Annotated in this window: 24 protein-coding genes; 10 read left to right on the forward strand and 14 right to left on the reverse strand. The window is 61.5% G+C overall.

Annotated features, from left to right (window positions below; genetic code table 11):
* Positions 1–5 precede the first annotated feature (5 nt).
* A complete protein-coding gene (locus tag AABM52_RS12370; RefSeq protein ID WP_347912023.1) occupies positions 6–1925 on the forward strand; it encodes a tyrosine-protein phosphatase in 1920 nt (639 codons plus the stop codon).
* 48 nt (positions 1926–1973) lie between these two features.
* Here the strand turns inward: AABM52_RS12370 and AABM52_RS12375 are convergent, their stop codons facing one another.
* The 7 genes from AABM52_RS12375 to AABM52_RS12405 form a co-directional block, all read right to left on the reverse strand.
* Positions 1974–2921 carry an AraC family transcriptional regulator gene (locus AABM52_RS12375; protein WP_347912024.1) on the reverse strand — a complete coding sequence of 316 codons (948 nt, stop codon included), beginning with the start codon at positions 2919–2921 and terminating at the stop codon, positions 1974–1976.
* Between the two features lie 279 nt (positions 2922–3200).
* Positions 3201–3653: a hypothetical protein gene (locus tag AABM52_RS12380; protein ID WP_347912025.1), complete on the reverse strand. Its 453-nt coding sequence runs from the start codon at positions 3651–3653 to the stop codon at positions 3201–3203.
* A 210-nt stretch (positions 3654–3863) separates the two neighbouring features.
* Entirely contained in the window at positions 3864–5243 is a 1380-nt protein-coding gene (locus AABM52_RS12385) for a DUF1329 domain-containing protein (protein WP_347912026.1), read from the reverse strand.
* A gap of 34 nt (positions 5244–5277) precedes the next feature.
* The gene (locus AABM52_RS12390; RefSeq protein WP_347912027.1) at positions 5278–5691 is read right to left on the reverse strand and encodes a GFA family protein; all 414 of its coding nucleotides are present in this window, start codon (positions 5689–5691) and stop codon (positions 5278–5280) included.
* Positions 5692–5721: 30 nt separating this feature from the next.
* The gene (locus tag AABM52_RS12395; RefSeq protein WP_347912028.1) at positions 5722–7110 is read right to left on the reverse strand and encodes an MFS transporter; all 1389 of its coding nucleotides are present in this window, start codon (positions 7108–7110) and stop codon (positions 5722–5724) included.
* Positions 7111–7165: 55 nt separating this feature from the next.
* Positions 7166–8158, reverse strand: coding sequence for a flavin reductase family protein (locus AABM52_RS12400; RefSeq protein WP_347912029.1), 993 nt, complete (start codon positions 8156–8158; stop codon positions 7166–7168).
* Between the two features lie 86 nt (positions 8159–8244).
* Positions 8245–9312 carry an LLM class flavin-dependent oxidoreductase gene (locus AABM52_RS12405; RefSeq protein WP_347912030.1) on the reverse strand — a complete coding sequence of 356 codons (1068 nt, stop codon included), beginning with the start codon at positions 9310–9312 and terminating at the stop codon, positions 8245–8247.
* Positions 9313–9395: 83 nt separating this feature from the next.
* On the opposite strand from AABM52_RS12405, the gene AABM52_RS12410 reads away from it, so the two are divergent.
* The 3 genes from AABM52_RS12410 to ppk2 are packed head-to-tail and all read left to right on the forward strand — an operon-like array spanning position 9396 to position 12953.
* Positions 9396–10310: a LysR family transcriptional regulator gene (locus tag AABM52_RS12410; protein ID WP_347912031.1), complete on the forward strand. Its 915-nt coding sequence runs from the start codon at positions 9396–9398 to the stop codon at positions 10308–10310.
* 44 nt (positions 10311–10354) lie between these two features.
* Positions 10355–12076, forward strand: coding sequence for a SulP family inorganic anion transporter (locus AABM52_RS12415; protein ID WP_347912032.1), 1722 nt, complete (start codon positions 10355–10357; stop codon positions 12074–12076).
* A 58-nt stretch (positions 12077–12134) separates the two neighbouring features.
* Positions 12135–12953, forward strand: coding sequence for a polyphosphate kinase 2 (ppk2, locus tag AABM52_RS12420; protein WP_347912033.1), 819 nt, complete (start codon positions 12135–12137; stop codon positions 12951–12953).
* 50 nt (positions 12954–13003) lie between these two features.
* On the opposite strand, the gene speF is transcribed toward ppk2, so the two are convergent.
* Positions 13004–15187 carry an ornithine decarboxylase SpeF gene (gene speF / locus AABM52_RS12425; RefSeq protein WP_347912034.1) on the reverse strand — a complete coding sequence of 728 codons (2184 nt, stop codon included), beginning with the start codon at positions 15185–15187 and terminating at the stop codon, positions 13004–13006.
* A 428-nt stretch (positions 15188–15615) separates the two neighbouring features.
* On the opposite strand from speF, the gene AABM52_RS12430 reads away from it, so the two are divergent.
* Positions 15616–16398 (forward strand): DeoR/GlpR family DNA-binding transcription regulator, encoded by a 783-nt coding sequence (locus tag AABM52_RS12430; RefSeq protein ID WP_347912035.1) that lies wholly within the window; start codon positions 15616–15618, stop codon positions 16396–16398.
* 178 nt (positions 16399–16576) lie between these two features.
* On the opposite strand, the gene AABM52_RS12435 is transcribed toward AABM52_RS12430, so the two are convergent.
* From AABM52_RS12435 to AABM52_RS12460, 6 genes are all read right to left on the reverse strand, one after another.
* Complete coding sequence (locus AABM52_RS12435; protein ID WP_347912036.1) at positions 16577–17860, reverse strand: FAD-binding oxidoreductase; 1284 nt, start codon at positions 17858–17860, stop codon at positions 16577–16579.
* Positions 17861–18332: 472 nt separating this feature from the next.
* Entirely contained in the window at positions 18333–19691 is a 1359-nt protein-coding gene (chrA, locus tag AABM52_RS12440; RefSeq protein WP_347912037.1) for a chromate efflux transporter, read from the reverse strand.
* A 43-nt stretch (positions 19692–19734) separates the two neighbouring features.
* Positions 19735–20223, reverse strand: a complete 489-nt coding sequence (gene moaE, locus AABM52_RS12445; RefSeq protein ID WP_347912039.1) for a molybdopterin synthase catalytic subunit MoaE — start codon at positions 20221–20223, stop codon at positions 19735–19737.
* 3 nt (positions 20224–20226) lie between these two features.
* Positions 20227–20478, reverse strand: a complete 252-nt coding sequence (moaD, locus tag AABM52_RS12450) for a molybdopterin converting factor subunit 1 (protein ID WP_046044028.1) — start codon at positions 20476–20478, stop codon at positions 20227–20229.
* Positions 20479–20642: 164 nt separating this feature from the next.
* On the reverse strand, positions 20643–21023 hold the full coding sequence (locus AABM52_RS12455; RefSeq protein ID WP_347912041.1) for a hypothetical protein: 381 nt from the start codon (positions 21021–21023) through the stop codon (positions 20643–20645).
* 36 nt (positions 21024–21059) lie between these two features.
* Positions 21060–21911, reverse strand: coding sequence for a CAP domain-containing protein (locus tag AABM52_RS12460; protein WP_347912042.1), 852 nt, complete (start codon positions 21909–21911; stop codon positions 21060–21062).
* 141 nt (positions 21912–22052) lie between these two features.
* Between AABM52_RS12460 and AABM52_RS12465 the strand changes: the two genes are divergently transcribed.
* The 5 genes from AABM52_RS12465 (at position 22053) to AABM52_RS12485 (ending at position 26468) form a co-directional block, all read left to right on the forward strand.
* Entirely contained in the window at positions 22053–22673 is a 621-nt protein-coding gene (locus AABM52_RS12465) for a cell wall hydrolase (RefSeq protein WP_347912043.1), read from the forward strand.
* A gap of 199 nt (positions 22674–22872) precedes the next feature.
* A complete protein-coding gene (locus AABM52_RS12470) occupies positions 22873–23850 on the forward strand; it encodes an NAD-dependent epimerase (protein ID WP_347912044.1) in 978 nt (325 codons plus the stop codon).
* Between the two features lie 49 nt (positions 23851–23899).
* The gene (locus AABM52_RS12475; RefSeq protein WP_347912045.1) at positions 23900–24640 is read left to right on the forward strand and encodes a glycosyltransferase family 2 protein; all 741 of its coding nucleotides are present in this window, start codon (positions 23900–23902) and stop codon (positions 24638–24640) included.
* On the forward strand, positions 24637–24915 hold the full coding sequence (locus tag AABM52_RS12480; RefSeq protein ID WP_347912046.1) for a lipid-A-disaccharide synthase N-terminal domain-containing protein: 279 nt from the start codon (positions 24637–24639) through the stop codon (positions 24913–24915). Before AABM52_RS12475 ends, AABM52_RS12480 begins: the two co-directional genes overlap by 4 nt.
* Positions 24916–24917: 2 nt before the next feature.
* Complete coding sequence (locus AABM52_RS12485) at positions 24918–26468, forward strand: glycosyltransferase family 39 protein (protein ID WP_347912047.1); 1551 nt, start codon at positions 24918–24920, stop codon at positions 26466–26468.
* Positions 26469–26482 lie beyond the last annotated feature (14 nt).

The raw sequence follows: 26482 nt of genomic DNA on the forward strand, positions 1-26482 counted from the left end.
GCACTGTGTTCCAACGACTTGTGTGTTCGCTGTCTGTTTTGAGCCTGTCCATCGCTGCCGCCCAGGCTGCCGAGACGGTCCCCCTCAACACTCCACGCCTGAAGAGCATCGATAACTTCCGCGATGTCGCCGGTCTCACCACCGCGTACACCACGGCCAATGACGGCACGATGCGTGGCGGGGTGTTTTACCGCTCCAACGCGCTGACGCCGTCGACGGCGGATCTGGCAACCCTCAACGGCCTGGGCATCAAGGCGGTCTACGACCTGCGCACGCCCAGCGAGATCTCCGCCACGCCCGACAAGATGCTCACGGGCGCGACCTACACCAACATCGACATCATCGGCGGCTCCACGTCGGGGGCGAACGTCACCAACGTCGCGTTCCACAGCGCCGCCGAAGCCACTGCCATGATGCAGGCCACCAACCGGGATTTCGTCCGGAACGCTGGGATGCGCAGCGAGTTCAACCAGCTGTTCAATGAGCTGGCCACGGTCGACGGCGCCGCGCTGTTCCATTGCACCGCCGGCAAGGACCGCACGGGCTGGACCGCCGCTGTGCTGCAAAGCATCGCCGGGGTCGACGATGCCACCATCATGAGCAACTATCTGGCGACCAACGACTACACCGCCGCGCGCATCAAGGCGACCCTGGCGGCCTTGCCACCGAGCCTGGCGACCATCTATGGGCCGCTGATCGGTGTGGAGGCCAGTTACCTGCAAGCCGGCCTGGATCAGGTGACCGCGCAATACGGCACGATGGACAACTACCTCAAGGAAGGCCTCGGTCTGTCCCAGGAAACCATCTACGTGCTGCGCGGCAAGATGGTGTTCTACAACAGCCTGCCGGGCGCAGCGGACCTGGCGGGCAATGCCGCGGCCGGTGCGCAGCTGTTGCAACAACTGCAGAACAGCAACCTGTCGGGCACCTACAGTGCCTACAACTACTACCTGCAATCGGCCATCGATGCCCGCAGTCTTGGCGGAGTCGAGTCCACCGTCGGCGGTCAGGTGCACGCCGACGCCGCGAGCTACTTGCTGCGCCAGGGCGCGATGATCGAACAGGCCGCCGCGCCGTTCACCAGCGGCATCGACCTCAAGGCCGGGCAATATCGCCTGTGGAGCGCCGCGCTGGCGGGGTATCTGGGCACCGATGGTTCGTCCCAGGCCTCCAGCAGCAACGAGCATAGCCAGGGCATGATGATTGGCCTGACCCAGCGTTTTTCCGAGCAGCTCAGCGCCCATGCCGGCTTCGGCTACAGCAGCGGCAATGTCGGTGGCGCAGGTGGCGAGGCCGATACCGACCTGACCTTCTTCAGCGTCGGCGCACGCTTTGCCCCGAATGGCCTGGAGCGCGGCCTGTTTGTGGATGCCGATGCCAGCGCCGGCTACCTCGATTACGAGAGCAAACGCGAACTGGGCGGCGGTCTGGGCACGGCCAAGGGCGACAGCCATGGCAACCTCACCGGCGCGACCCTGGCCCTGGGTTACCGTGTTCCGGTGAACGGCGTGACCCTCGAGCCGAGCCTCGGCGTGCGGATCAGCCACGTCAACCTGTCGGGCTTCCAGGAAAAAGGCAGCGAACTGGCCCTGGACGTCGACGGCATCCACGAGACCCGCAAGAGCGCGGTGGCCAACCTCAACGCATCCTTTGCACCTGTCAGCCTCGGTGCCTGGCAAGTGGTGCCGGGTGTGCAAGTGGGCTACGAGCATGTGTTGGGCGACCATGAAGTCGACAGCGAAGGGCAGCTGCTGGGCCTGGACATCGAACAGCAAGCCGCCTTCGACAACCGTGACCAGTTCACCGGTGGCGTCAACGTCATGGCCAACCTTGGCCCGTGGAGCGTGGGTGCGGAAGTCGGCGCCAGCGGTGGCGGCGACAGTCACGGCTTCAATGGCGGGCTGAAGGCCAGCTATCTGTTCTGACAATTAGTTAAGGCAATCTGTGGGAGCGAGCCCTGCTCCCACAGTGTCTCAATTGATCGCCATCGGCCGCGTTCGCAGGCCCTTTCTCACGTCTGCGGGGCTGATGCCGTAGGCACTCTGGAAATACTGGCAAAACCGCCCGACATTGCTGAAACCATGTTGCAAGGCCACGTCTGTCACCGACGGCGATACCCCCTGGGACAGCGCGGCAAAGGCGCGCTCCAGGCGGACCTGGCGCTGATAGGCAACGATCGAAGTGCCCATGAAACGCTGAAAACCTTCCTGCAATGCGCGCAGGCTGACGTTGGTCAATTGCGCCAGTTCCGTGCCGCTGGCAAGGTGGTCGGGGTGCTCCTGAATGTACTCGACGGCCAGTTTCACATGCCGTGGCGCAATCAGTGGGGAAGGGCGCCGGAGGGCTTCGGTGAAGTTGTGCGGCCAGGCCTCGAGCACTGCATCGACCAGCATTTCGCGAAGGCGCGAAGGCATCAGCGAACCGGTGTTGATCAGCAGGTCGAACTCGGTGCCCGTGGCCAGTTCAATCAACGCCCGGATGCCCTGCAAGGCCGACACATTCAGGTCCACTACCGGTTCGAAATGGACCTTTTGCAGGATGGGTTTGCCCAGCAGCGTCGACAGGCGCTCGGTGATCAGCCGGCGGCTGATCGAAATCCCGTGCTGTGCGTGGTTGTCGACAAAGCGCGCCGAGCGGACTTCGGCCTTGTCGATCGCCAGGCCTATCTGCGCGAAACCGACCGACTCGGTAACGTGGTTGAAGATGATCTTGCCGGCGGTGGGGATGACGAAGGTGATTTCATCAAGGGGGGCGGGAAAAGCCACCGTGAAGTCACCGCGATAGTGCATGCGACGAAAACTGACACCTTCATGCCGGCCGTAGACCCCGCCAATGATGATGTTTTTCGGCGGCGGCGGAGAGTCGGAATAGAGGTTGCCGAACAGGTTCGAGAACAACGCGCCAAAGTCGTCGCAGCTCATGTCGTTGGACCTGATGATGATTTGCTTGCGCGTCGTGCTTGCGTACACCTGAAGTGGCACCTTGAGCGGATGGGCAAAACCCTGGTACAGGGAACTGGGCGATCGGGGATCGAGCAGATGCGGTTCGGGAAAGCGCTTGGACGTTATCAGTGAGTAATGACAGGTTTGTTACCGGTTGTTGCCACCGGCCCGGTTCCGTTCACCCGACGCCACCGCTCGCACCGGACAACCGGTGGCACGAGCGGTACCGGGGCGTGGACCGACCTGAATCGGCCGGAGCTATTTCACCGGCTCTGTTGCCTTGATATCCCCGCAAAAGATATCGACGTTGCCATCGGTCGCAGCCGTTCGCACGACCACCGAATACTTGCCGTCAACCAGGGTTTGCAAGGGCACAGGCGCGGTCCTGGTAAAAGACCAGCCGCGCACGGGTTGGCGTTCGGTGTTGACGGTGTCGTTCATCGCGTAGGCGACTGACCCGGGTTGCTCGCAGCTGCCGTTATTGATGAACGAGTAAAGACGCAGGGGCAGGGTCACCCCCATTGGAGCACCGCTGATGAAGAAGCTGAGACCGGTTTTCTTGTCCCAGTCGGTCAAGGTGACGGTGCCGATCTGACCGGCGTTTTGCCGGGTGGCGACCAGGTTGACGTTCACGCCGTGGTTCGAGGAAGTGGTGCAGCCGAAAAGGCTTGCCGCAACCATGAGTGCTGCCAGTGAGGTTCTGAGCTTCATTGCCAAACTCCTGAGTTGAAGAACTGCAATGGGGGGAATTAGCGGGTATAGCTCATTTATCGCTTTCATGACGTCGTCCATACGAGGCTTCCCCTTTGAGCAGGGACGTGATGGACGCTTGTCACCGGATAAAACGGTTGGCCCCCGCAAGGCGACAGTGCAGCGCTGCGGGGGCAAGAGGTCATGTGCTGCGAGGTTTTCAGGCCTGAATCAACGAATCCCTTCCTGACGCAGCGCCGCCGGGGTGTAGTTGGCGGCGGAGGCCGTTGCGCCAAACTCGATGCTGCGTTTTTCTTCGTTTTTCAACCCCAGCACCGAGTAACGACCCGATTGCAGGTCGTAGAGGGCTTCGGCGGTATAGCCGGGGACTTGCTTGTGATAGTACTGCTGGGCATGCCCTTCGCCGACGCGCCACAGTTGGCCGCGCCCGTCGTAATGGTCCACTTCTGCCAGTTGCCAGGTGTCTTCATCGAAGTACAGGTGGCGCGTCGCATAGATGTGGCGTTCGCCCGGCTTGAGTTTGGCGACCACCTCCCAGACCCGGTGCAGTTCATAGCGGGTCAGGTCCGGGTTGATGTGCCCGGCCTTGAGGATGTCGGCGTACTTGAGGCTTGGCGAGTCGAGCTTGTAGCTGTTGTAGGGGATGTACAGCTCTTTCTTGCCGACCAGTTCCCAGGTGTAGCGATCCGGCGCGCCGTTGAACATGTCGTAGTTGTCGGTGGTGGCCAGGCCATCGGCGGCGGTCGCCGGGCCGTCATAGGCCACTTGCGGCGCCCGGCGTACGCGGCGCTGGCCGGCGTTGTACAGCCAGGCCTCGCGGGGCTCCTTCACCTGGTCGATGGTTTCGTGGACCAGCAGTACGTTGCCGGCCAGGCGCGCAGGCCCGGTCACCCGCTGGATGAAATAGAACAGGATGTTGTCGGCCTTGTCCTTGTCCTTGTCCAGGTCTGGCAGCTCTCTCGGGTAGGCAATTTCGTCCTCCAGCTCAACCATGCTGAACGAGCCGTCCGCCTGGGGCTGGACGCGGGTGGCCAAGCGATTGAGGTTGCCGCCGCGATAGCGGGTCAGGTGGTTCCAGAGCACTTCAACGCCGCTCTTGGGAATCGGAAACGCGTAGTAGCGGGTATCGGCAAACCCGCTCAGGCCATTGCCGCCATCCACCGCCTGGGTGTTCAACGCACTGGCCTTGATCAGCGTCTGGATGTCCCCCGGGACTGCCGCTGTACGATGGGTGGGGTAGACCGGAATCCTGTAGGTGTTCGGGTAGCGTTTGAACATGGCCAGTTGGCCTTCGGACAGCTTGCCCTTGTACTGCTCGGCGGTGGCCGCCGTGATGACGAACAGGGGTTTTTCGCTGGCAAAGGGGTCACTCAGGAAACCTCTGCTGTCGACGGCGCCGGCATTGGCGGGCAAGCCGCCGGTCCAGGCTGGAATGCTGCCGTCGGTATTACCGGATTTTACTGCGCCCATGGGCGTCAGGGTCGCGCCCAGCTGCGCAGCCTCGTCAGGAGAGACCTTGGCCATGACGGCGGTAGTCATCAGCGACAGTGCCAGGGCACCGGTTTGCAACATCGTTTTTGTTGTTTTCATGTGCAGGTTCACTCGCAGGATTCGAGGGGCGGGTTTACTCGGTGACGGCCTGCTCATGACAGGACAGGGTGCGATCAATGGCCACCCACGGTTGTGCCGATGCGCAAAACATGTGCAGGGCAGGCGTGGGTGCCGAGGTATCGCTGAGGGTGCCGGCCTTGACCGCGAACAACCCGGGCATCGTGGTGATCGCGCTATACAGCGCTGAACCGCAGGTGCTGCAGAAAAACCGCCGTACTGGCAGACCGCTGCCGCCATTGCTGGCGTAGCTGCTCAGGCTCCTGCCCTCGACCTCGAACCCTTCTGTGGGTACCAGCACGTTGACGGAAAAGGCACTGCCCGATTGCTTCTGGCAATCGCTGCAGTGGCACACAGCGGTCATCAGCGGCGCTGCAAGGGTGGAATACTGAACGTTGCCGCACAGGCAACTGCCATTGAGGGTGCTCATGGATGTTTTCTCGTTGGGGGGATGAAGGGGTTACGGTTGGAGGAGGCGATCAGCTTCCCATTGCAAGGCTTTTTGCGTGGTACGTCGAAAGCTGTTCCAGGCGCTTGAAAAGAACAGGGCGGCAAGACAGCAACCGGCCAGGACCACGTAAAGGATCGAGAACCTGATCGCGTTCGGATTCTTGAATACGTAGTCGGTCAGCACCCCGACCAGCACCGGGCCGCAACCGGCACCGAGCAGGCTCAGCGCTCCGGTGAACATCGCCATGAACTGGCCGCGCATGGGGGCGGGGGCGACTTCGACGACCAGCGCCGCGCCGACGCCGAACAGGCAGGTCCAGAGGGTGGCGGCCACGGCCAGGAATGGAAGTGCATGCTCGACGCTAGAGGCCATCAACAGCGGAACACTCACCAGCGCCAACAGCACGCTGGCCAGCAAGGCGATGCGCAGATTGCCGTTGGCCACCCCGCGATTGCGCCAGTATTCGCCCAGCCAGCTGGCGATGATCACGCCGAGGGGACCGCAGACGCACATGATTGCGCCCATCAGGGCGCCGACCCGGGCGTAGGTCCAGCCGAATTCACGTACGAAGTAGGTCGGCACCCAACTGCCACTGCCATAAACCGCGGTATAGAAGCAGCCGGCACCGACAAAAATCGCCACGAAGGTACGGGCGTTTTCCCGCAGGTATGCCCACACTTCGCGCATCGGTACGTCCGCCCGGGGTGCCGGTTTCAGCCCTTGGGCGTTTTTGCGCAGGCGCGGTTCAGGGACGCCGGTCATCAGCACCAGCACCAGCAGCCCCGGCAGGCCGATCGACATCAGGGTGGTCTGCCACGGTTGCAGCAACCCCAGCCCGGGCAAGGTCAACGGGTGCGCGGTGAAGTAGCCCAGCACCAGCCCGGTGGCGAGCAACCCGGCACCGGCACCGAACGACGCTCCGGTGCCAAACACGCCAAGGGCGCGGCCACGCTTGTGAGCCGGGAACAGATCGCTGATCAGCGACACCGCCCCCGGCAGCAGCACCGCTTCACCGACCGCCACCCCGATGCGTGCCAGCAATAAATGCCAGAACTCGGTGGCCAACCCGCCGGCCGCCGTGGCCAGGCACCACAATCCGATACCGATGGTGAGCACCAGGCGGCGATTGCCACGGTCGATCAGTCGCGCAATCGGCAAACCGACCAGGGAATAGAACGCCGCAAACGTGAAACCGTGAAGAACACCCATCCAGCTGTCGTTGACGTGCAACGACTGCTGAATCGGGCCGACCAGCAACGTCAGGATCTGCCGGTCCATGATGGAAAAGATGTAGGCAATCAGCAGCACGCTGACCGTGTAATACGCCTGCCCGCGATTGGGCAGATCCATCACCGCAGGTGCGGCAGTGGTGGCCTGGATACCGGTTGTACTCGACATCACGTGTTGACCTCATGGCATGGGATTATTCTTGTTGTCGGGTGCCAAAAATCGTTCAGCCAGGTTGTTGCCAGAGGTTGTTGTCCTGCCAGATGTTTTCCTTGCGCCAGTGCGCCGGCAGCGTTTCGCCGGTGTGCTGGATCACTCGACCGATCAGCAGTTTCAACTGCTGGGCCTCTTCGTAATCGAGGGATTCCAGCGCCGTCATTTCCGCCGCCTTGGCGAATGCCAGCCACTCAATGGTCAGTTGCCGCCCGGGGTCGGTGAAGTAAATCCGTTGCGCGCCATCAACCGGCGTTTCCAGGGAGAGCAAGCCTTTGTTCACCCAGGTGTCCAGCTGTTCCTGGCGCAGATCCTTGCCGACGAATTCAAACAGCCGGCGCAACTCGGTCAAGGTTTTGCCTTCACCGAAACTGAGCATGCCCAGCAATTCGAAATCGAGGTCACTCATGCCCATGGCCTTGAGTTGCTGGCGAATTGGCAATTGCATCTGGTAGTAGGCGCGCCCGAGCAGGAAGCCCAGCCAGTTGTCGCCGTAGACGCTTTGGTCCACAGCGACGGCAGGTTCCAGCAGACGCCGATAGTCGCCGCCATGGAACACCAGCGGTGAGCTATCGAAGCGATCGAACGCCAGCACTTCGCCGACCAGGATAATGTGGTCGCCACCCTCATACTGGTAGGTCGTGCGGCACTGGAAGCGTGCCGAGCAGCCATCGAGCAACGGGATCTCATCGTGGCCGCGGGTAGTGGTCAGGTCCGCGAATTTGTCCGTGCCACGTTTGGCGAACCGGTTGGACAAGTGTTCTTGATCGGTGGCCAGGATGTGCACGGCAAAGTGTTCGGAACCGGTGAAGGCGTGGGCCGACGACGAGTCCTTGTTCAAGCTCCAGAGCACCATCGGCGGGTCGATCGAGACCGAGTTGAAGCTGTTGGCGGTCAGGCCATAGTCTTGCCCGTCGGCGCCACGGGTGGTGACGATGGTGACGCCGGTGGTAAAGGCACCGAGCGCCTGGCGGAACTGCCGCGGATCGAAGTTCGAAGGGTTCATGCAAGGAGACTCCATCGCCGCGCTGGGTGCGCGGCGAATTTATTGTTGTTTTTGTTTTTGCTTTTTTTGCTGGGTCAGGCGGCGATTCAGGGGCAGAGCAAGGGCATGACCAAGCGGCCAAAACGCTTGGCTTCTTCGTGATGCGGATAACCCGACAGGCAGAAACCCGTGCAGCCGGCCTCGACGAACTCCATCAGTTGCGCAGCGACCTGTTGCGGGTTGCCCACCACCGCGATGCCCGCGCCCGGACGCACTTCGGTGATCCCGGTCCACAGGTGCGGCGTCATCTTGCGACCGACGGTTTTGGAGAGTTCGGCGGCGCGCTGGCTGGCGACGGAATTGCTCTTGGCCGCCAGTTGCACGGCGGCGGCCAGTGCGGAATTCTCCGCTCCGGCGATCAGCGCCTCGGCGGCAGCCCAGGCGTCCGCTTCGTTTTCGCGGCAGATGATTTGCAGGCGCATGGCGAAGCGGATCTCATCCTCGCGCCCGTACTTGGCCGCGCGGGCACGCATCTCGACGATCTGCCCGGCGATGCGCTCCGGGTAGTCACCCCAGAACAGGTGGACCGACGAATGCTTGGCCGAAATCTCGGCGGCCTGCTCTGAACCGCCGCCGAGGAAGAAGGGCGGGTGTGGCTGCTGGACCGTGGCCGGCATGATTTTCGGGCCATGGACCTGGAAGTATTTGCCGTTGTGTTCGACGTCTTGCTCGGTCCACAGGCGCTTCATCAACTCGACTTCTTCGAGCAACTGATCGTAGCGATCTTCTTTCGCCGTGCGTTGGCCTTCGGCATAGGCGTCCTTGTCGCTGACGCCGGCGATCAGGTTGAGGTAGATGCGGCCCTGAGACATCTGATCAAAGGTCGCGATCATCTTGGCCTGGGTGACCGGGTGGATATAGCCGGGTTTGAGCGCCGCGAGCATTTTCAGGCGGGTGGTGCGCGATGCCAGGTATGAGGCAACGACCCAGGCGTCCCAGCAAATGGAGCTGACAGGGAGCAGCATGTAGTCAAACCCGGCAGTCTCCGCTGCGATGGCCACGCGCTCGAAGTGCTCCAGGGAACGTGGAATGTCCTGGCCGGGATCACCGAAGGCACTGGTGTCACCCAGGGTTGGACAGAACCAGCCCATGCTCAGGGGGATATTCTTATTCATTGTGAGGCTCCCGCCGTGTGAACGATGGGTGCACTAAATCAAAGGCCTTACAATGAGTAAAATGAATAGGTAACATTCCAAGAATGCACAGTATTAATATCCGTACCCTCGATCTGAACTTGCTGGTGGTGTTCATCACCCTGTGGGAAACCCAGAACGTCACCCGCGCCAGTGAGCGCCTGGCCTTGAGCCAGTCAGCCGTCAGCCATGCCTTGCGCCGATTGCGTGAACGCCTGGGCGACGAATTGTTCGTGCTCGGGCGTTCAGGGCTGGTGCCGACCTCACGGGCCACGGCACTGATTGGCCCGGTGCGTGAGGCCCTGGAAAAGATCGACCAGGTGCTGCAGGGCGGCGAGTCGTTCTCGCCAGCCACGGCTCAACGCACGTTCCGCATCGCGGCAGGCGACTTCGTCGAATTCCTGATCCTGCCCAAATTGCTCCAGCTCATTTCCGTGGTCGCGCCCGGGGTCGTCATTGAAATCGTACCGCTGCCTGAACCCGGTACCTTGTCGTTGATGCTCGAGAGCGGGGCTATCGACCTGATGCTCAACACGCCCGCCGCCCTCGGCGCAGGCGTGCGTTGCGAGTCATTGACGACCGTGCAGTTGCTGACCCTGATCTGGCAACGCGAAGGCCTGACGGCCGGGCGCTTCCCGCTGGACTTGTACCTTGAGCGGCCGCACGTGGTGATCAGCATGCACGAGCGCGGCGGCAACATCATCGACCGCACACTCGCCGCGCAGTCCTTGAGCCGAAGAATTGGCGCGGTCGTGCAAAACTTCATGGCAATGCCGATCATCGCCGCGCAAACCGGCTACATTTGTAATCTACCGAGCCCGATTGCCCGGACGTTTGCTGGTGTTTTCAACCTCAGTTGCCATGCCCCACCCTTTGAATTTCCCGAGCCTGAGCTGATTGCCTGCTGGCACACGCGCTTCGATGCCGATGAGGGTTTGCAATGGTTGCGCGTGCAGTTAAAGGATTGTGCGGTCAGTTGAGCCCACTCATCATCCGCATGGACGATTTGCGATTGGAGTGACTGATGAATCAGCAAGGCAGCCATCCGCAAGAGCGGACTCCAGGCACTCCACAGCGGGGAACCTTGCGCAGCCTGTTGATCCCGGAATGGCTCGACAGCTACCGGCCGGACTGGCTGCGAGGCGATGTGGTCGCCGGGCTGACGGCAGCGGCCGTGGTCATTCCCAAGGCGCTGGCGTACGCCACCATTGCCGGCCTGCCGGTGCAGGTCGGGCTGTATACGGCGTTGGTGCCGATGGTGATCTATGCCGTGCTCGGTACGTCGCGCCCGCTTAGCGTCAGCACCACGACCACCCTGGCCATTCTCGCCGGCTCCGCGTTGGGCCAGCTCAGCCCCGATGGCGATGCGGCGACCTTGCTCGCCGGTTCCGCCACGCTGGCCCTGATGGTGGGCGCGATCTTGATTGTCGCGGGGCTGCTGCGCCTGGGTTTCGTCGCCAACTTCATTTCCGAACCGGTGCTGGTGGGTTTCAAGGCCGGCATCGGCGTGGTCATCGTGCTCGACCAGTTGCCCAAACTGCTGGGCACGCACATCGACAAAGGCGGCTTCCTGCACAACCTGGTGGCGACGGTCCAGAGCGTCGGCCATGCCTCGCTGCCGACCGTGGCGGTCGGTGTGTTCATGGTTTTGCTGCTGGTGGGCATGAAACGTTTTACACCCCGACTGCCCGCACCCTTGATTGCGGTGGCGCTTGGCATCATCGGCATGAGCCTGTTTGGCCTGGAGCGCTTTGGTGTGTCCGCCGTCGGTGTGGTGCCGATCGGGTTGCCCGCGCCGACCCTGCCGGTATGGTCGATGGCCGAGACCCTGTGGTCCTCGGCGATGGGTATCGCGCTGATGAGTTTCACCGAAACCATCGCGGCGGGGCGCGCGTTCGCCCGCAGTGACGAGCCCGCGCCACAACCGAACCGGGAGCTGCTGGCCACCGGCGTTGCCAACATCGGCGGTGCGTTTCTCGGGGCCATGGTCGCCGGTGGCGGGACCACCCAGACGGCGGTGAACCGCCTGGCCGGCGCCCGTTCGCAACTGGCTGCACTGGTCACCGCCGCACTGGCGCTGGGCACGTGCCTGCTGCTGGCACCGCTCATTGGCCTGATGCCCAATGCCACGCTCGCCGCCGTGGTGATCGTGTATTCGGTAGGCCTGATCGAGCCGGCGGAATTTCGCGAAATCCTGTCGGTTCGCCGTACCGAATTTGCCTGGGCCGTGGTGGCCATGATCGGCGTGATACTGCTGGGCACTCTGCAAGGGATCGTCGTGGCGATCATCGTCTCGTTGCTGGCCCTGGCCTATCAGGTTTCGGACCCGCCCGTGCATGTCCTGGGGCGCAAGCCCGGCACCAATGTGTACCGACCGCAGTCCGCCGAACACATCGATGACGAACACTTTGACGGGTTGCTGTTGCTCAGGCCCGAAGGGCGGGTGTTCTTCGCCAATGCCGAGCGCATCGCCGACAAGATCCGGCCGCTGATTGACGTGGCGAACCCCAAGGTCGTGGTCCTGGACCTGCGCAGCGTGTTCGACCTGGAATACACCGCGCTGAAAATGCTCACCGGGGCGGAACAGCAACTGCAGGAAAAAGGCATTTCATTGTGGCTGGTGGGCATGAGCCCGAGCGTATGGGAGATGGTCATCAAGGCTCCCCTGGGCCACGCGCTGGGCGAGGCGCGCATGTTCCTGAACCTGGAACTGGCGGTTGAACATTATCAGCGCAGTCGACACTGAATGAACGCGGCCGGGGGCACTCCGGACGCTATGTGACGCATTGAAGGAGGTAACGGGCATGGCGAAGAAGAAGGCCGCAACCAAAGGCAAACCGGTTGAAAGCGGCAAGCTCAAGAGCAAGGTGTATCTCGAGGAACTGGCGCAGCTGCATGTCGAGATGGTCAAGCTGCAGGAGTGGGTGCAGCACACCGGCGCCAAGGTCTGCATCATCTTCGAGGGCCGCGATGGCGCCGGCAAGGGCGGGACCATCAAGGCGCTCACCGAACGGGTCAGCCCGCGGGTGTTCCGGGTAATGGCGCTGCCGGCGCCGACCGAGCGGGAAAAAAGCCAGATGTATGTGCAGCGTTATCTGCCGCACCTGCCGGCGGCCGGTGAAGTGGTGATCTTCGATCGCAGCTGGTACAACCGCGCCGGAGTCGAGCGGGTCATGGGCTTTTGCACCGAAGAGCAGGTGCGCAGTTTTCTCACCGTGGTGCCGCGCGTCGAGCAGGCGCTGGTGGAATCGGGAATCATCCTGATCAAGTACTGGCTGGAAGTGAGCCAGGAGGAACAGACCCGGCGCCTCAAGGAACGTATCACCGACGGGCGCAAGATCTGGAAGCTGTCACCCATGGACCTCAAGTCCTATAACCGCTGGTACGACTACTCCCGTGCCCGGGACGACATGTTCGAGGCCACCGACACCGAGTTCGCCCCGTGGCGGGTCGCCAACTCGAATGACAAACGACGGGCGCGACTGAACATCATCAGCGATGTGCTCAACAGCATTCCCTACGAGGAAGTACCGCGGGCGAAAGTGAAACTGCCCAAGCGCCAAAGTCCCGGCAACTATCGGGATCCGAACTATCCGTTCAAGTACATCGCGGAAAAATTCTAGAACGATGCATTGGGCAGGCGCCGGCCCACACCGGCTCCTGCTGCATGCCATCAGGCCTTGATCACGTACCCATACGCCCGGGTACGACCGCCTTCCTGCTTCAGGTACACCCCTTGCAACTCCGGCGTGAAGCCGGGCAAGCGGTTGATGCCTTCTTCCAGGGCCAGGAAGTACTTCAATACCGCGCCGCCCCAGATTTCACCCGGCACCACGCACAAGACGCCCGGCGGGTAAGGCAACGCACCTTCGGCGGCAATGCGCCCGTCGGCATCCGCCAGCGCCACCAGTTCGACGTTGCCGCGGATGTACTCGATTTGCGCTTGCTGCGGGTTCATGGCCTTTTTCGGGAAGTGCTCCTTGCGGAACATGTCCTTCTGCAACTGCTGCACGTTGTGGTGGCGATACAGGTCGTGCATTTCCTGGCAGAGCTGGCGAATGCTGTAGTTGCGATAGCGTTCCTGATGCTGCGCGTAGATCGCCGGCAGCACCCGGCTCATCGGCGCGTCATCGCTGATGAAGCGTTCGAAACGGGCGATTTGCGCGGCCAGGTGGGTCATCTTCGCCCAGTCTTCGGCCGGGGTGAGCAGGAACAGGATCGAGTTGAGGTCGCACTTTTCCGGGACGATGCCGTTCTCGCGCAGGAAGTTGGCCAGGATGCCGGCGTGAATGCCGAAGTCGGTGTAGCTGCCGTCCACCGGGTCGATGCCCGGCGTGGTGAACAGCAACTTGCACGGGTCGATGAAGTACTGCTTCTCGGCGTAGCCGGCAAAGGCGTGCCAGCGGTCCTTGGGGTGGAACTCGAAGAAGCGGATGTCGTTGGCGATTTCTTCCGTCGGATAGTCTTCCCAGGCGCGCCCTTCAATGGTGTGCGGCACGAACGGGCGAACCATGGTGCAGGCTTCGAGGATCAACTTGCGCGCCTCGATGCCGAACTTCACGCAGTCTTCCCACAGGCGCAGGCCGCTGCGGCCCGAATGAATGCGCGCGTTCACATCCAGCGAGGCGAACAGCGGGTAGAACGGGCTGGTGGAGGCCTGGGCCATGAACGCGTTGTTGAGCCGGTGGTGGTTGCAATAGCGCGCCTGGCCTTTGATGTGACGGTCTTTCTTGTGCACCTGGGAGGCCTGGGAAAAACCGGCCTGCTGCTTGTGCACCGACTGGGTGACGAAGATGCCCGGATCGTTCTCGTCGAGATCCAGCAACAGCGGCGAGCAGTCCTTCATCATCGGGATGAACTGCTCGTAGCCGACCCACGCTGAGTCGAACAGGATGTAGTCACACAGCTTGCCGATGCGGTCGACCACTTGCCGGGCGTTGTAGATGGTGCCGTCGTAGGTGCCCAGTTGAATGATCGCCAGGCGGAACGGCCGCGGCAGTTGCGCCTTGTCCGGGGCGACCTCGGCAATCAGTTCGCGCAGGTAGTCCTCTTCGAAACAGTGGGCGTCGATGCCGCCGATAAAACCGTAGGGGTTGCGTGCGGTCTCCAGATAGACCGGCGTGGCGCCGGCCTGCAACAGCGCGCCCTGGTGGTTGGACTTGTGGTTGTTGCGGTCGAACAGCACCAGGTCGCCGGGGGTCAACAAGGCGTTGGTCACCACCTTGTTCGAGGCCGAGGTGCCGTTGAGTACGAAGTAGGTCTTGTCCGCATTGAACACCTGCGCGGCGTGTTTCTGCGCCAGCAGTGCCGGGCCTTCGTGGATCAGCAGGTCGCCGAGCTTGACGTCGGCGTTGCACATGTCGGCGCGAAACAGCGTCTCGCCGAAGAAGTCGAAAAACTGCCGGCCCGCCGGGTGCTTGCGAAAGAACTGGCCGCCCTGGTGGCCGGGGCAGGCAAAGGTCGCGTTGGCCGCCTCGGTGTAGTGTTTGAGCGCGTCGAAGAACGGTGGCAGCAGGCTTTCTTCATAGGCCTTGGCGGCGGTTTCCAGTTGGTTGCCGTGGTATTCGACGTTGCTGGGGGACAGGTCGAAGATGCCGTTCACTTGCAGCAGCACGTCATTGAGGTGTTTGTAGACTTCCCGGGGGTGGGTGCTGGTGCCGGGGGACGCCACCAGGAAGATCGGGATATCAAAACCGGTGCGCTGAATGACGTCGAGGGATCCGGCCAGCACATCATTGACCGACACCACGGCCACGGCGACGTCGGTGAAGTCGGTGTGACCGAGCGGGACCACCTCCCGGGCATTCAGGAAACAGGCGGATGCGCCTTCACTGGCGGCGATTTTCAGGGCTTTCATAGAGTGGTGTCTCCTGGCGGGCACTCAATTGTCCGCAGCTTTTTTAGAGATCAACTTCCGGGGGAGCCTTCCAGTTCCCCTGCTCGGAAATCGTGTCACCACTGGTTATAGAGCATATTCCTGATCTGTCAGGCTTTTTACCGCGACCTTGCACATCTTGACGCCCCGCGACCTGTCGGTCAGGCGTGAACCAGCGCAATGGTGAACGAGACCACGATCATGCACGCAAAAGCAAAATTGATATTCATGAGGTTTCCATCCAAAACATGAGTGACGGCGCCATCTTGAACAGGTCACGGGAAAATAAAAAATTCGGCGTAATGATTTGAAAGATCGAAAAAAATGATACTTGGCCGGTTCGTTGTTTTTGCTCCGGGTTGCGGATACTCTCGTGTAACGCGCAACTACATGCATAAGCGGGCAAAAACATGCACGACAACCATTCCGCTGCCGAACTTCCATCGGTACGCCGGCAAAAAATCCTGTTGATCCTCGAGCGTGACGGCAAGGTCATGGCCTCGGAGTTGAGCCAGCATTTCGTGGTGTCCGAAGACACCATCCGCCGGGATCTGGCGGAGCTGGCCAGTGCCGGCCTGGTGCAGCGGGTGCACGGCGGGGCGTTGCCGCGGCCCAAAGACACCGGCAAGGACTACTTCACCCGGATCAGCGAAACCGACGAGGTGAAAACCCATCTGGCGCAACTTGCCGCGCAACGGGTGCAGGACGGTCAGATCGTGGTGTTCGATTCCGGCACCACCACCTTGCAGATCGCGCGTTCGCTGCCGCTGGAGATCGCCATTACCGCGATCACCGCGTCGCCGATGACGGCCATCACCTTGTCCGAATACAAAGGCATCAAGGTGATTCTGGCGGGCGGCCAGCTCAACCCGGCGACGATGTCCGCCAGCGGCCACGAAACCCTGCGGCTGCTGGCGGGTATCAAGGCCGATCTGCTGTTTACCGGGGTCTGCGCGATTCACCCGCAAGTGGGTTTGAGCTCACTGCATTTCGATGAAGTGCCGGTGAAACAGGCGATGCTCGACAGTGCCTCCCACGTGATTGCCGTCACCACGGCGGATAAGCTCGGGGCGGTGGAACCCTTTGTCGTCGCGCCTTGCAACCGCGTGCATACGCTGATCACCGAGCGGCATGTGGCGTCAGGCAATGTCGAGGACTACCGGGCGTTGGGGATTGAGGTGGTGCAGGCTTGAGGATTTTTTGCTGGCAGGTGTATTGAATGTTCCGGCCCCTTCGCGGGCAAGCCCGCTCCCACAGGGATTGATGTCGACCACAAATATCGAGGCCGGCAAACAAACCTTGTGGGAGCGGGCTTGCCCGCGAAGAGGCCGGTACAAACAACATCCATGTTGAATGTATTGGCCAGTAACCTCAGCGCAATCGCTCAAGCATCTGGTAGTACCACATGCCGGCGGCGAGCATCGGGTTGCCGAGCAGGTCGCCCATGGGCACGCGGATGTGCTGGCAGGCGGCGAAGGTGTCGAACTGTTCCAGTTGCCCGGTAATCGCCCGGCCCATGATTTCGCCCATGATGTGGGTGGTGGCGATGCCGTGGCCGGAGTAGCCCTGGCAATACCAGACGTTGTCCGACAGCTTGCCCAGTTGCGGGATGCGGTTGATCACGATGCCCATCGCGCAGCTCCACTGGTAGTCGATGGCCACGCCTTTGAGCGCCGGGAAGGTCTGCTCGATGCACGGACGCAGCTCGGCGGCGATGTCCCGCGAATCCTTGCCGCTGTAGTTGGCGCCGCCACCGAACAACAGGCGACCGTCGGCGGTGAGGCGGTAGTAGTCGAGCACGAAACGGCAGTCGTAGACCGCCAGGTCTTCGGAGTTGATCTGTCTGGCCAGATCGCCCAGCGGCGCGGTGGTAACGATGCCGCCCATGGCCGGGAAAATCTTGCCCTTGAGCTTGCCCGGTTCCAGCTTGTGGTAGACGTCGCCGGCCAGCAGTACCTGGTTGGCGTCGATCTGTCCTTGGGCCGTGCGTACACCCGGCGTGTCTCCATGGATGATCTCCAGCACTTCGCTGTTCTCGAAGATCAACGCACCGAGGCTCTCGGCTGCGCGGGCCTCGCCGATGCACAGGTTGAGCGGGTGCAGGTGCATGTTGCGGGTGTTCTTGATCGCGCCGTGGTAGAGGTCGCTTTGCAGCAGGTCGCGCACCTGGCTGCGGTCGAGCAGGCTGACCTCGTCGCCCATGCCACGGTGCACCGCCTCTTCGTAATCCTTGCGCAAGCCGACCATGTGCGCGGGTTTGTACGCCGCGTGCAGATGGCCGTGCTTGAGGTCGCAGGCGATGCCGTACTTTTCCACGCGCTGCTGGATGATCTGGTGCCCGCGCCAGCGCAGGTTCCAGATGAAATCGTCGACTTCATCACCGATGGTGCGGCGCATCTGTTTGCGCATGGCCTCGTCGCCCGACAGGCTGCCGGTGACCTGGCCGCCGTTGCGCCCGGTGGCGCCCCAGCCGATCTTGTGGCTTTCGACGATGGCGACCTTCAGGCCTTTTTCCGCCAGCTCGACGGCGGTGGCCACGCCGGTGAAACCGCCGCCGATGATCACCACGTCAACCCGGTGCCGGCCTTGCAGCGTCGGGTAATCGGTGTCCTGGTTGAGGGTGGCGGTGTAATAGGAATTGCAACGTTGAGTCATGTCGGTGTCCACGCAAATTTGGGAGAACCCAATGTCAGCCAGTCGAAGTGCGCAACCTGTAGGAGCGAGCCTGCTCGCGAATGGGGAATGTCATTCGACATCAACGGTCAATGACACACCGCATTCGCGAGCAGGCTCGCTCCCACAGGGAACGCATACGCTGGGCAAACGCAGGGATAGCGAAGGAGGGAGCTCGCCGATCAGGCGAGCAGGGTGCTATCCGGCGGACGTGCGGAATGACGCAATTTGGAGCGGCGCAGGGCCATGGGCAGGTTGACGATGCGCTTCATGCAATGCCGTCCGCGGCCAGCAGCGAGGTGGCCAGGTTCGAGAGGTTCAGCAGGTGCTGTTCTGACGGCAAAGTACGCATGGCGCAGGTTTCCGGCGGTGGAAATCGTCGGTGGCGAGTGGAACAAGCCATCCGGGGATGGCTGGATACTAGGGAGGATTGGGTCGCGTGTAAACGTTTGATTCAGAACATCAGGTGCACACCGAGGCCGATCAACCCGCAGCCGATCAAAACCTCGATCACTCCGCGCTTGAAACGAAGCAATGCAACGCCCGCCACCATCGCGATCAGCAGCGAAGGCCAGTCCAGTGCTCCCTCGAAGCCTTTGGGCCACAGCACGTGGTAGGCAAAGAAACAGGCCAGATTGAGAATCACGCCGACCACGGCGGCTGTAATGGCCGTCAGCGGCGCAGTGAACTTGAGTTCGTTGTGCGTCGATTCCACCAGCGGCCCGCCGGCGAGGATGAACAGGAACGAAGGCAGGAAGGTGAACCAGGTCACCAGCGTGGCGGCCACGGCACCGGCGACAAACGCCTGATCCGGCCCGAAGACCTGAAGCACGTAGGCGCCGATAAAACCAACGAAGGCGACGACCATGATCAACGGACCAGGCGTAGTTTCACCGAGCGCCAGGCCGTCGATCATCTGCGTCGGCGTCAGCCATGCGTAGTGACCGACCGCGCCTTGGTAGACATACGGCAGCACCGCGTAGGCGCCGCCAAAGGTCAGCAGCGCGGCCTTGGTGAAGAACCAGGCCATTTGCGTCAGCGTGCCTTCCCAGCCGAACAGCGCAGTGAGCATGGCCATGGGCAACGTCCACAAGATCGCACCGATCACGGCCAGGCGCGCCAGTTTCCAGCCGCTGAAACGGGCGTGTTCAGGGGTTGGGGTGTCATCGTCGATCACGGCCGGGCCGAAGGACTTTTTCGCCGCACTGTGGCCACCGGTCCTGAATTTTTCCGGTGCCAGGCGTCCGCCGAAAAAACCGATGACTGCTGCGCCGAGCACGATCAGCGGAAACGGCATATTGAGCACGAAGATGGCCACGAAGGACGCAGCGGCGATGCCCCATAACCAGCCATTCTTCAACGCCCGCGAGCCGATCCGGTGAGCCGCCTGCACCACGATTGCCGTGACCGCAGGCTTGATCCCGTAGAACAATCCGGCGACCACGGGCACCTCGCCAAAGGCGATGTACACCCAGGACAGCGCAATCAGGATGAACAGCGACGGCAACACAAACAGCACGCCAGCGATCACGCCGCCCCAGGTCCGGTGCATCAGCCAGCCGATGTAGGTTGCCAACTGCTGAGCCTCAGGCCCGGGCAGCAACATGCAATAGTTGAGGGCATGCAGAAAGCGCCGCTCGGAGATCCAGCGCCGGCGCTCGACCAGCTCCTGGTGCATGATCGAAATCTGCCCGGCCGGCCCGCCGAAACTGATGAAGCCAAGCTTGAGCCAGAACAGGAAGGCTTCGCGCAGGCTGATGGACCGGGGTTGCGGCACATCCTGTTGGGTGATCGGGGAGGGCGTGGGGCTCAAGCGGGAATTCCTTGTGCAGAAAGCTTGGAGCCAATGACTGTAGCTACGCCGACGCGCGTTGCATAGCCGGCTGATGCGGCGTATCTGCCCAGCGCTCGACGGCTGAACGGTCGATTTCACGGGCATCGACCCAGCGTGCGCCACTCGCCACGTCTTCGCGTTTCCAGAACGGCGCGTCGGTTTTCAGGAAGTCCATGATGAACGCACAGGCTTCGAAAGCGGCTTGACGATGGGGGCTGCTGACGCCGACAAACACGATCGGCTCGCTGACCGACAACGGGCCGATCCGATGCACAATCTCCATGGCCCGGAGTGGCCATCGGGCCCTGGCGTTGTCGATGATGTTCTGCAGCGAGCGTTCGGTCATGCCCGGGTAGTGCTCCAGAAACATCCCGGTGACCGCCTCGCCCTGATTGATGTCGCGCACGTAGCCGACGAAGTTGACCACGGCACCCACCCCCGGATCGTTCGCCTGCAGGCTGTCGATCAAGCGGCCGACGTCGAACAATTCACGCTGGACCCGAACCGTCATGCCTCAACCCCCGGTGACCGGTGGAAAAAAGGCGATCTCGTCATAATCCTCGATCACCCGGTCGGGATGGCACAGCTCCTGGTTCAGCGCACACATCAGGTTGTTTTCACCCAACACATGGCTCCACAGTTCACCGCGAGCCATCAACAGTCGGCGCACGTCCTCGATGGTCTTGAGGCTGTCGGTCAGGGGCAGTTTTTCGCCGCCCAGGTTGAGCTGCTCGCGGTAACGGGCGAAGTAGTTGATCAGGATCATTGTGGTGGCGGGGGCGTTGCGGATGTTGATGCACGCGGCCGGGATGAGTAGCCACTGAGGTTCACTGCGAAAAAAGAAACCCGGAGCCCATGACAGGGCTTCGGGTTTTTTGTTGGATAGGCGGTGTGACTTCTTCCAAAACGAACTTGATTCTTTAGTCCTTTTCAATGGCTCTCTATGAAGTAGGCCGAAACCCTGAGTGCGATCAGGGAAAAAAACAAAACGAACAAAATAATCACCGGAATAATCAAAAGATTTTTGTAGTGCCTTGGAAGGTTTTTCACTTCTTTGGCATCAACAACACCTCTTCGAGCGCAGAGTGCTGGCATCATCAATACCATGGCAATAGCGCCACCGCGCATGACCTTGCCGACCAGGCCGCCAACCGAAAATGCGTCTCTGGTGGTTTTTATAAAAGAGCAATTGGGTAGACGTTCTTCGATTGCGTCAACGTACTTGTGTGCGATGAAGGCGACAGCGAAACAAGTCAGTATCATCGGCGCCAGTATCAATCCGGCAATCAAACCTATCGGGATGCTTGTCATTTTGTCATCTCGCCGTAAAGAAACTCGCCAAGTTGTTCACTGCGCCCCAAACATCGCTGTCCAGTAAATCCCCGCATCGCTCTTCGGATCGGTCGCATACGCCGCGCCCAGTTCGCGGAACTGTGGGTTCATCAGGTTGGCGCAATGGCCGGGGCTGGTCAGCCAGCCTTCGACCACCTTGCGTACGCTGTCCTGTCCGGCGGCGATGTTTTCGCCGATCTGCTGGAAGTCGTAGCCGGCCAGTTCCGCGCGGTCACCCGGGGTGCGGCCATCGCGGTCCTTGTGATCGAAGTAGTTGTTGTTGGCCATGGAGCGTGAGTTGCCTTCGGCGGCGGTGGCCAGCGTGGCGTTCCAGGCCAGCGGCGCGGTCGCATTGAAAGACTGGGTGCCGCATTGACGCGGCTTGGCCCGTGCGGCGTTGAGTTCGATGAGCAGCTTCTGGCCCTCGGTCTGCCAGTCGCCCAGGTGTGAACTCAGCAGTGGCCGCGCCACGACGATGCGCCACTGATTGTCCTGGCGGCTGACGCCGATGTCGACGAATTGCGGGTCGAGGACGATCTGGCAAAAACTCTCCTGAATCGCCTTCATCGCCGAGGCGGCATCGCGAGGCCCGGACAGGCTGATGGCCTGCACATTCTTCATGGGGTAACCGGCAGTGGCCATGGCCTGCTGCAGATTGCCGATGCTCGGGCCGGACAGCACCAGACGCGGGTCGGCCGACAGCGGCGGCAGCTCCGATGAGACCTGGCCTGCACAGCGCTGCAGTTGGCTGCGGTAGACGTTGATCGATTCGACCAATTGCGCTTCGTCGGCCGCCACGGCGTGGGCGGCGAATACCAGGCCCAGAGACAAACCGGTCAAACGCATTGCGGATGAGATGAAACCCATGAATATCCCCTTGAGCAGATTGCGCCCATGATGCGCGAAGTTGGTCCATCCAAGACAACGGATTTATCCAGAGTGTAGTGGGGTGGGCGAAATCATTTCACTACTAGTCTGAATCGAACCACTCACCGAGTGACACCGACCATGCGCTTCGACTGGATCGCCACCTGCTTCGCCCTGACGTTGCTTGCCGGCCCGGTATCCGCTGCGGATCAAGCGCAAAAGCAGCAAGCGGCCGAGAACAAGGCCGAGGTGCTGGAACAGAAAGCCGCCGAAAACAACAACCCCGCACCTGCGCCCAAGGCAGAAGCCATTACCCCGTCCGAAGTCCAGGCCGTCGACCCGGCCGGTGCCGCGCCGCTGGACGATGCGATCACCTGCCTGGCCCGGTCCATTTACTGGGAAGCCAAGGGCAAGGACGCCGCCGATATGGAGGCGGTGGCCAACGTGGTCATGAATCGCCTGGGCCACGAGGGCTTTCCGGACACGGTGTGCAAAGTGGTCAAGCAGGGTTCGGAGACCAGGAGTTGCCAGTTCTCCTGGTGGTGCGACGGCAAATCCGATTCGGTCCAGGAAGAGGTGCCTTACACGATGGCCAAGGAAATCGCGCGCAAGGCCCTGAACAAGGAACTGCCGGATCGCACCCAGGGTGCCCTGTATTTCCATGATCGTACCGTCAAGCCGGATTGGGCCCGGGAATACATCAGGACCGTGGATATCGGCTTGTTCCGGTTTTACAAACCCCATGACGGATCGGCCAGATAGCAGCGGTGATTTCGGCCAAATATTTTATTTTTGCTGGGGTTGGGCGAGGGGTTATCGAAACTGAAATGTTTCTGTTTTATAAGCTTCATAACGCAACCGTGGGCGAATGACGCCCTAAGCAGGAACGACACATGAAGCTGATGAGGGTCTGGATCAGTAATCTCGCGCCGATCACGGTGCATTCGCCGGCGTACGCTCTATGACCGTCCTGGTCACCGGTGCGGCCGGTTTCATCGGTTTTCATACGGTCCAGCGCTTGTGCCGCGAGGGTCAGGAGGTCGTCGGTATCGACAACCTCAACGACTACTACGACGTGGAACTCAAGCAGGCACGCCTCAAGGTGCTGGAGACTCTGCCGGGTTTTCGTTTCCGGAAAATGGACATCGTCGACAAACCGGCCCTGATCAGCCTGTTTCGAGAACACGCTTTTACCGAGGTGGTGCACCTGGCTGCTCAAGCCGGGGTGCGTTACTCGCTGGACAACCCGGATGTTTATGGGCAATCGAACCTGGTGGGTTTCCTCAATGTGCTCGAAGCCTGTCGGCACCACCGCCCCGAGCATCTGATCTACGCCTCGAGCAGCTCGGTGTACGGCACCAACAGCAAGATGCCGTTCTGTGTCGAAGACCCTGTCGAACATCCCATCTCGTTGTACGCCGCCAGCAAGCGCGCCAATGAACTGCTGGCTGAAAGTTACTGCCACCTGTATGGCCTGAAAGCCAGTGGCCTGCGCTTTTTCACCGTTTACGGCCCGTGGGGTCGCCCGGACATGGCGCTGTTCAAGTTCACCGACGCCATCCTCAAAGGCCTGCCCATCGACATTTACAACCAGGGGCAGATGTCCCGCGACTTCACCTATGTCGACGACATTGTCGAAGGTATCGCCCGACTGCGCCCAAGGCCTCCGGTGCCGGAAGGCTCTGCCGCCGGGGTCAACCGGCTCTTCAACATCGGTCGCGGCATGCCGGTGGCGTTGCTGGATTTCGTCGAGTGCCTGGAATCAGCCCTGGACCTGGAGGCCCGGCGCAACTATATGCCGATGCAGGCCGGTGATGTGGTCAAGACCTGGGCCGATGTCTCGGCACTGGCCGAGTGGGTGGGTTTCAGCCCGCAGGTGACGCTGGAAACCGGCGTAAGAGAATTTGTGAAGTGGTATCGGCAGTTCTATCGGATTTGAAGCGTTCGCCTCCGATCTCGAAAAAATCAAAAAAGGCGAGAGAGACCCCATGAGCCAAGACATTTTTGTATCCGTACTGATTCCCGCCAAGAACGAATCAAACAACCTCAAGCCGCTGCTTGAGGAAATCCGCGTGGCACTGGCCGATGAGTCTTACGAAATCATTGTGGTCGACGATGGCAGCACCGATTCGACCCTGCAGGAACTGCGGCAGATTCGCCAAAACGGCTTGAGCACCTTGCGTATCCTGCATCACGAGCGGTCGCTGGGGCAGAGCACTTCGTTGTACCACGCGGCCCGCGAGGCCCGCGGGCAGTGGCTGGCGACTCTCGATGGCGACGGCCAGAACGACCCGGCGGACATTCCCGGCATGCTCGCGCTGGTGCGCGGCGAACCGGGCAAGATCGACGTGCAACTGGTGGCCGGGCACCGGGTCAATCGCCGCGACACCGCGAGCAAACGTTATGCCTCGCGGTTCGCCAACAACCTGCGCCGTCGCCTGCTCAAGGACGCCACCCCGGACACCGGCTGCGGCCTGAAGCTGATCGAGCGCGCGGCGTTCTTGCGCCTGCCGTACTTCGACCACATGCATCGCTATATTCCGGCGCTGATCCAGCGTCATAACGGGCGCATGATCGTGCACCCGGTCAACCACCGTCCGCGCACGGCCGGGGTCTCGAAATATGGCAACCTCGACCGCGCGCTGGTGGGCATTCTTGACCTGATCGGCGTCTGGTGGCTGATCAAACGCACGCGCCTGAACACCCAGGCCCAGGAGCTCGAAGGATGACTCTGACCCGTGAAACCCTGTGGCTGGTGGTCGGCTTTGCGGGACAGGTTGCCTTTACCGGGCGGTTTGTCCTGCAGTGGTTGTACAGCGAGTACAAGAAACGCAGCGTGATCCCGACCAACTTCTGGTACCTGAGCATCGTAGGCAGCACCTTGTTGCTCGCCTACGCCATTTACCGTCAGGACCCGGTGTTCATCGTCGGGCAGGCGTTTGGCTCCATCGTCTATTTCCGCAACCTGCAATTGATTGCCAAAAGCAGAAGCGTGAAGGAATAACCATGCGTAGATCGTTGTCGCCCAGGGTCGAATGCCTGGGCCTGATGCTGCTTGCCCTGTTGCTGATCGGCGCGGGCATGGGCCTGCGTCAGGCGCAGAATGTGGATGAGGAGCGTTTCCTCGGCGTCGCGCTGGAGATGCTGCAAAACGGCTCGTGGCTGATCCCGCACCGGGCCGCCGAGATCTACGGCGACAAGCCGCCGATTTTCATGTGGACGGTGGCGTTCTTCACCTGGCTGACCGGCAAACCCAACATCGCCCTGTATATCCCGGGGCTGTTTTCGGCGGTGACGGTCACGGCGATGGTCTATGACCTGGGCCGGCGCCTGTGGACCCAGCGTATCGGGCGCAATGCCGCGTTGTTGTACCTGGCGACCTACCAGACCTACAGCATTTTGCGCACCGGTCAGATCGACAGCTTCCTGATTCTGTTCACCTCCCTGGGCCTGTACGGCCTGGCGCGGCACCTGCTGCTCGGCCCTGCGTGGCGCTGGTTCTACGCGGGCTGTGCGGCCATGGGCATTGGCGTGATCACCAAGGGCGTGGGTTTCCTACCGGCGCTGTTGCTGATTCCTTATGCCTATGCAGTGCGCAAAGGCTGGCCCGGCGTGGTGGCCATGCCCGGTGAGGCACGCAAGTGGTTGCTCGGGTTAGCAGTGATGCTCGCGGCGATCGCGATCTGGCTGCTGCCCCTGGCCTTGTCCATCATCGTCAATGGCAACGCCGACGAAGTAGCCTATGCGCGGGAGATCCTGCTGCATCAGACGGCGGGCCGTTATGCCGCCGCGTGGCATCACCGCGAACCGTTCTGGTACTTCTTCACCAACGTGATTCCGCAGTACTGGCTGCCGTTGGTGCTGGTGCTGCCATGGCTGGTGCCCGCCTGGCGCCGGCAGTTGCAAAAACGTGACGGCCGGGTCCTGGTATTGCTCGGTTGGGTGGTGCTGGTGGTGCTGTTTTTCTGCATCAGCACGGGCAAGCGCAAGTTGTACATCTACCCGGCGCTGCCCGGGCTGGTGCTGGTCGCCGCACCGTTGATCCCGTGGCTGCTCAAGCGCTGGTTCAAACGGCACCCGCGTTTGCGCCGGGTGTTCCCGGCACTGGTGGCAACCTGGTTCGCGTTGTGGTTCGCCCGTGGTTTCATCGAACCGCTCAAGGAAGGCACCAACATCGATCAGGTGCTCATGATCCAGGCGGCATCCATGACCCAGGGCGCCGATCTGGTGCTGGTCAACTGGGAGGAGGGACACTGGTTGTTCGCCCGGCAGCCGATCGTGCATTTCGGCATGGACAATTCGACCATCGAAAAGGCCGCGCTTTACTTGCGTGAACACCCCAAGGCCTACGCTTTGGTGCCGGATGACGTGCTCAACCAGTGCTTCAAGCCCGAAGCGGCCCATGAACTGGGCGAAAACTCCCGGGCGAACTGGTCGATCGTGGGCGCGGACGCCGACAACGGCAAATGCCTGCCGCAAGAGGCCGGCAAAGCTTATCGGTTCACCTGGAATGACCCGCACATGCCGGCGGCACCTGCGCAGGTGGCTAATCCCTGAGGGCAAAAAAAGGG

This window comes from Pseudomonas grandcourensis, assembly GCF_039909015.1.
Lineage (GTDB): Bacteria > Pseudomonadota > Gammaproteobacteria > Pseudomonadales > Pseudomonadaceae > Aquipseudomonas > Aquipseudomonas grandcourensis.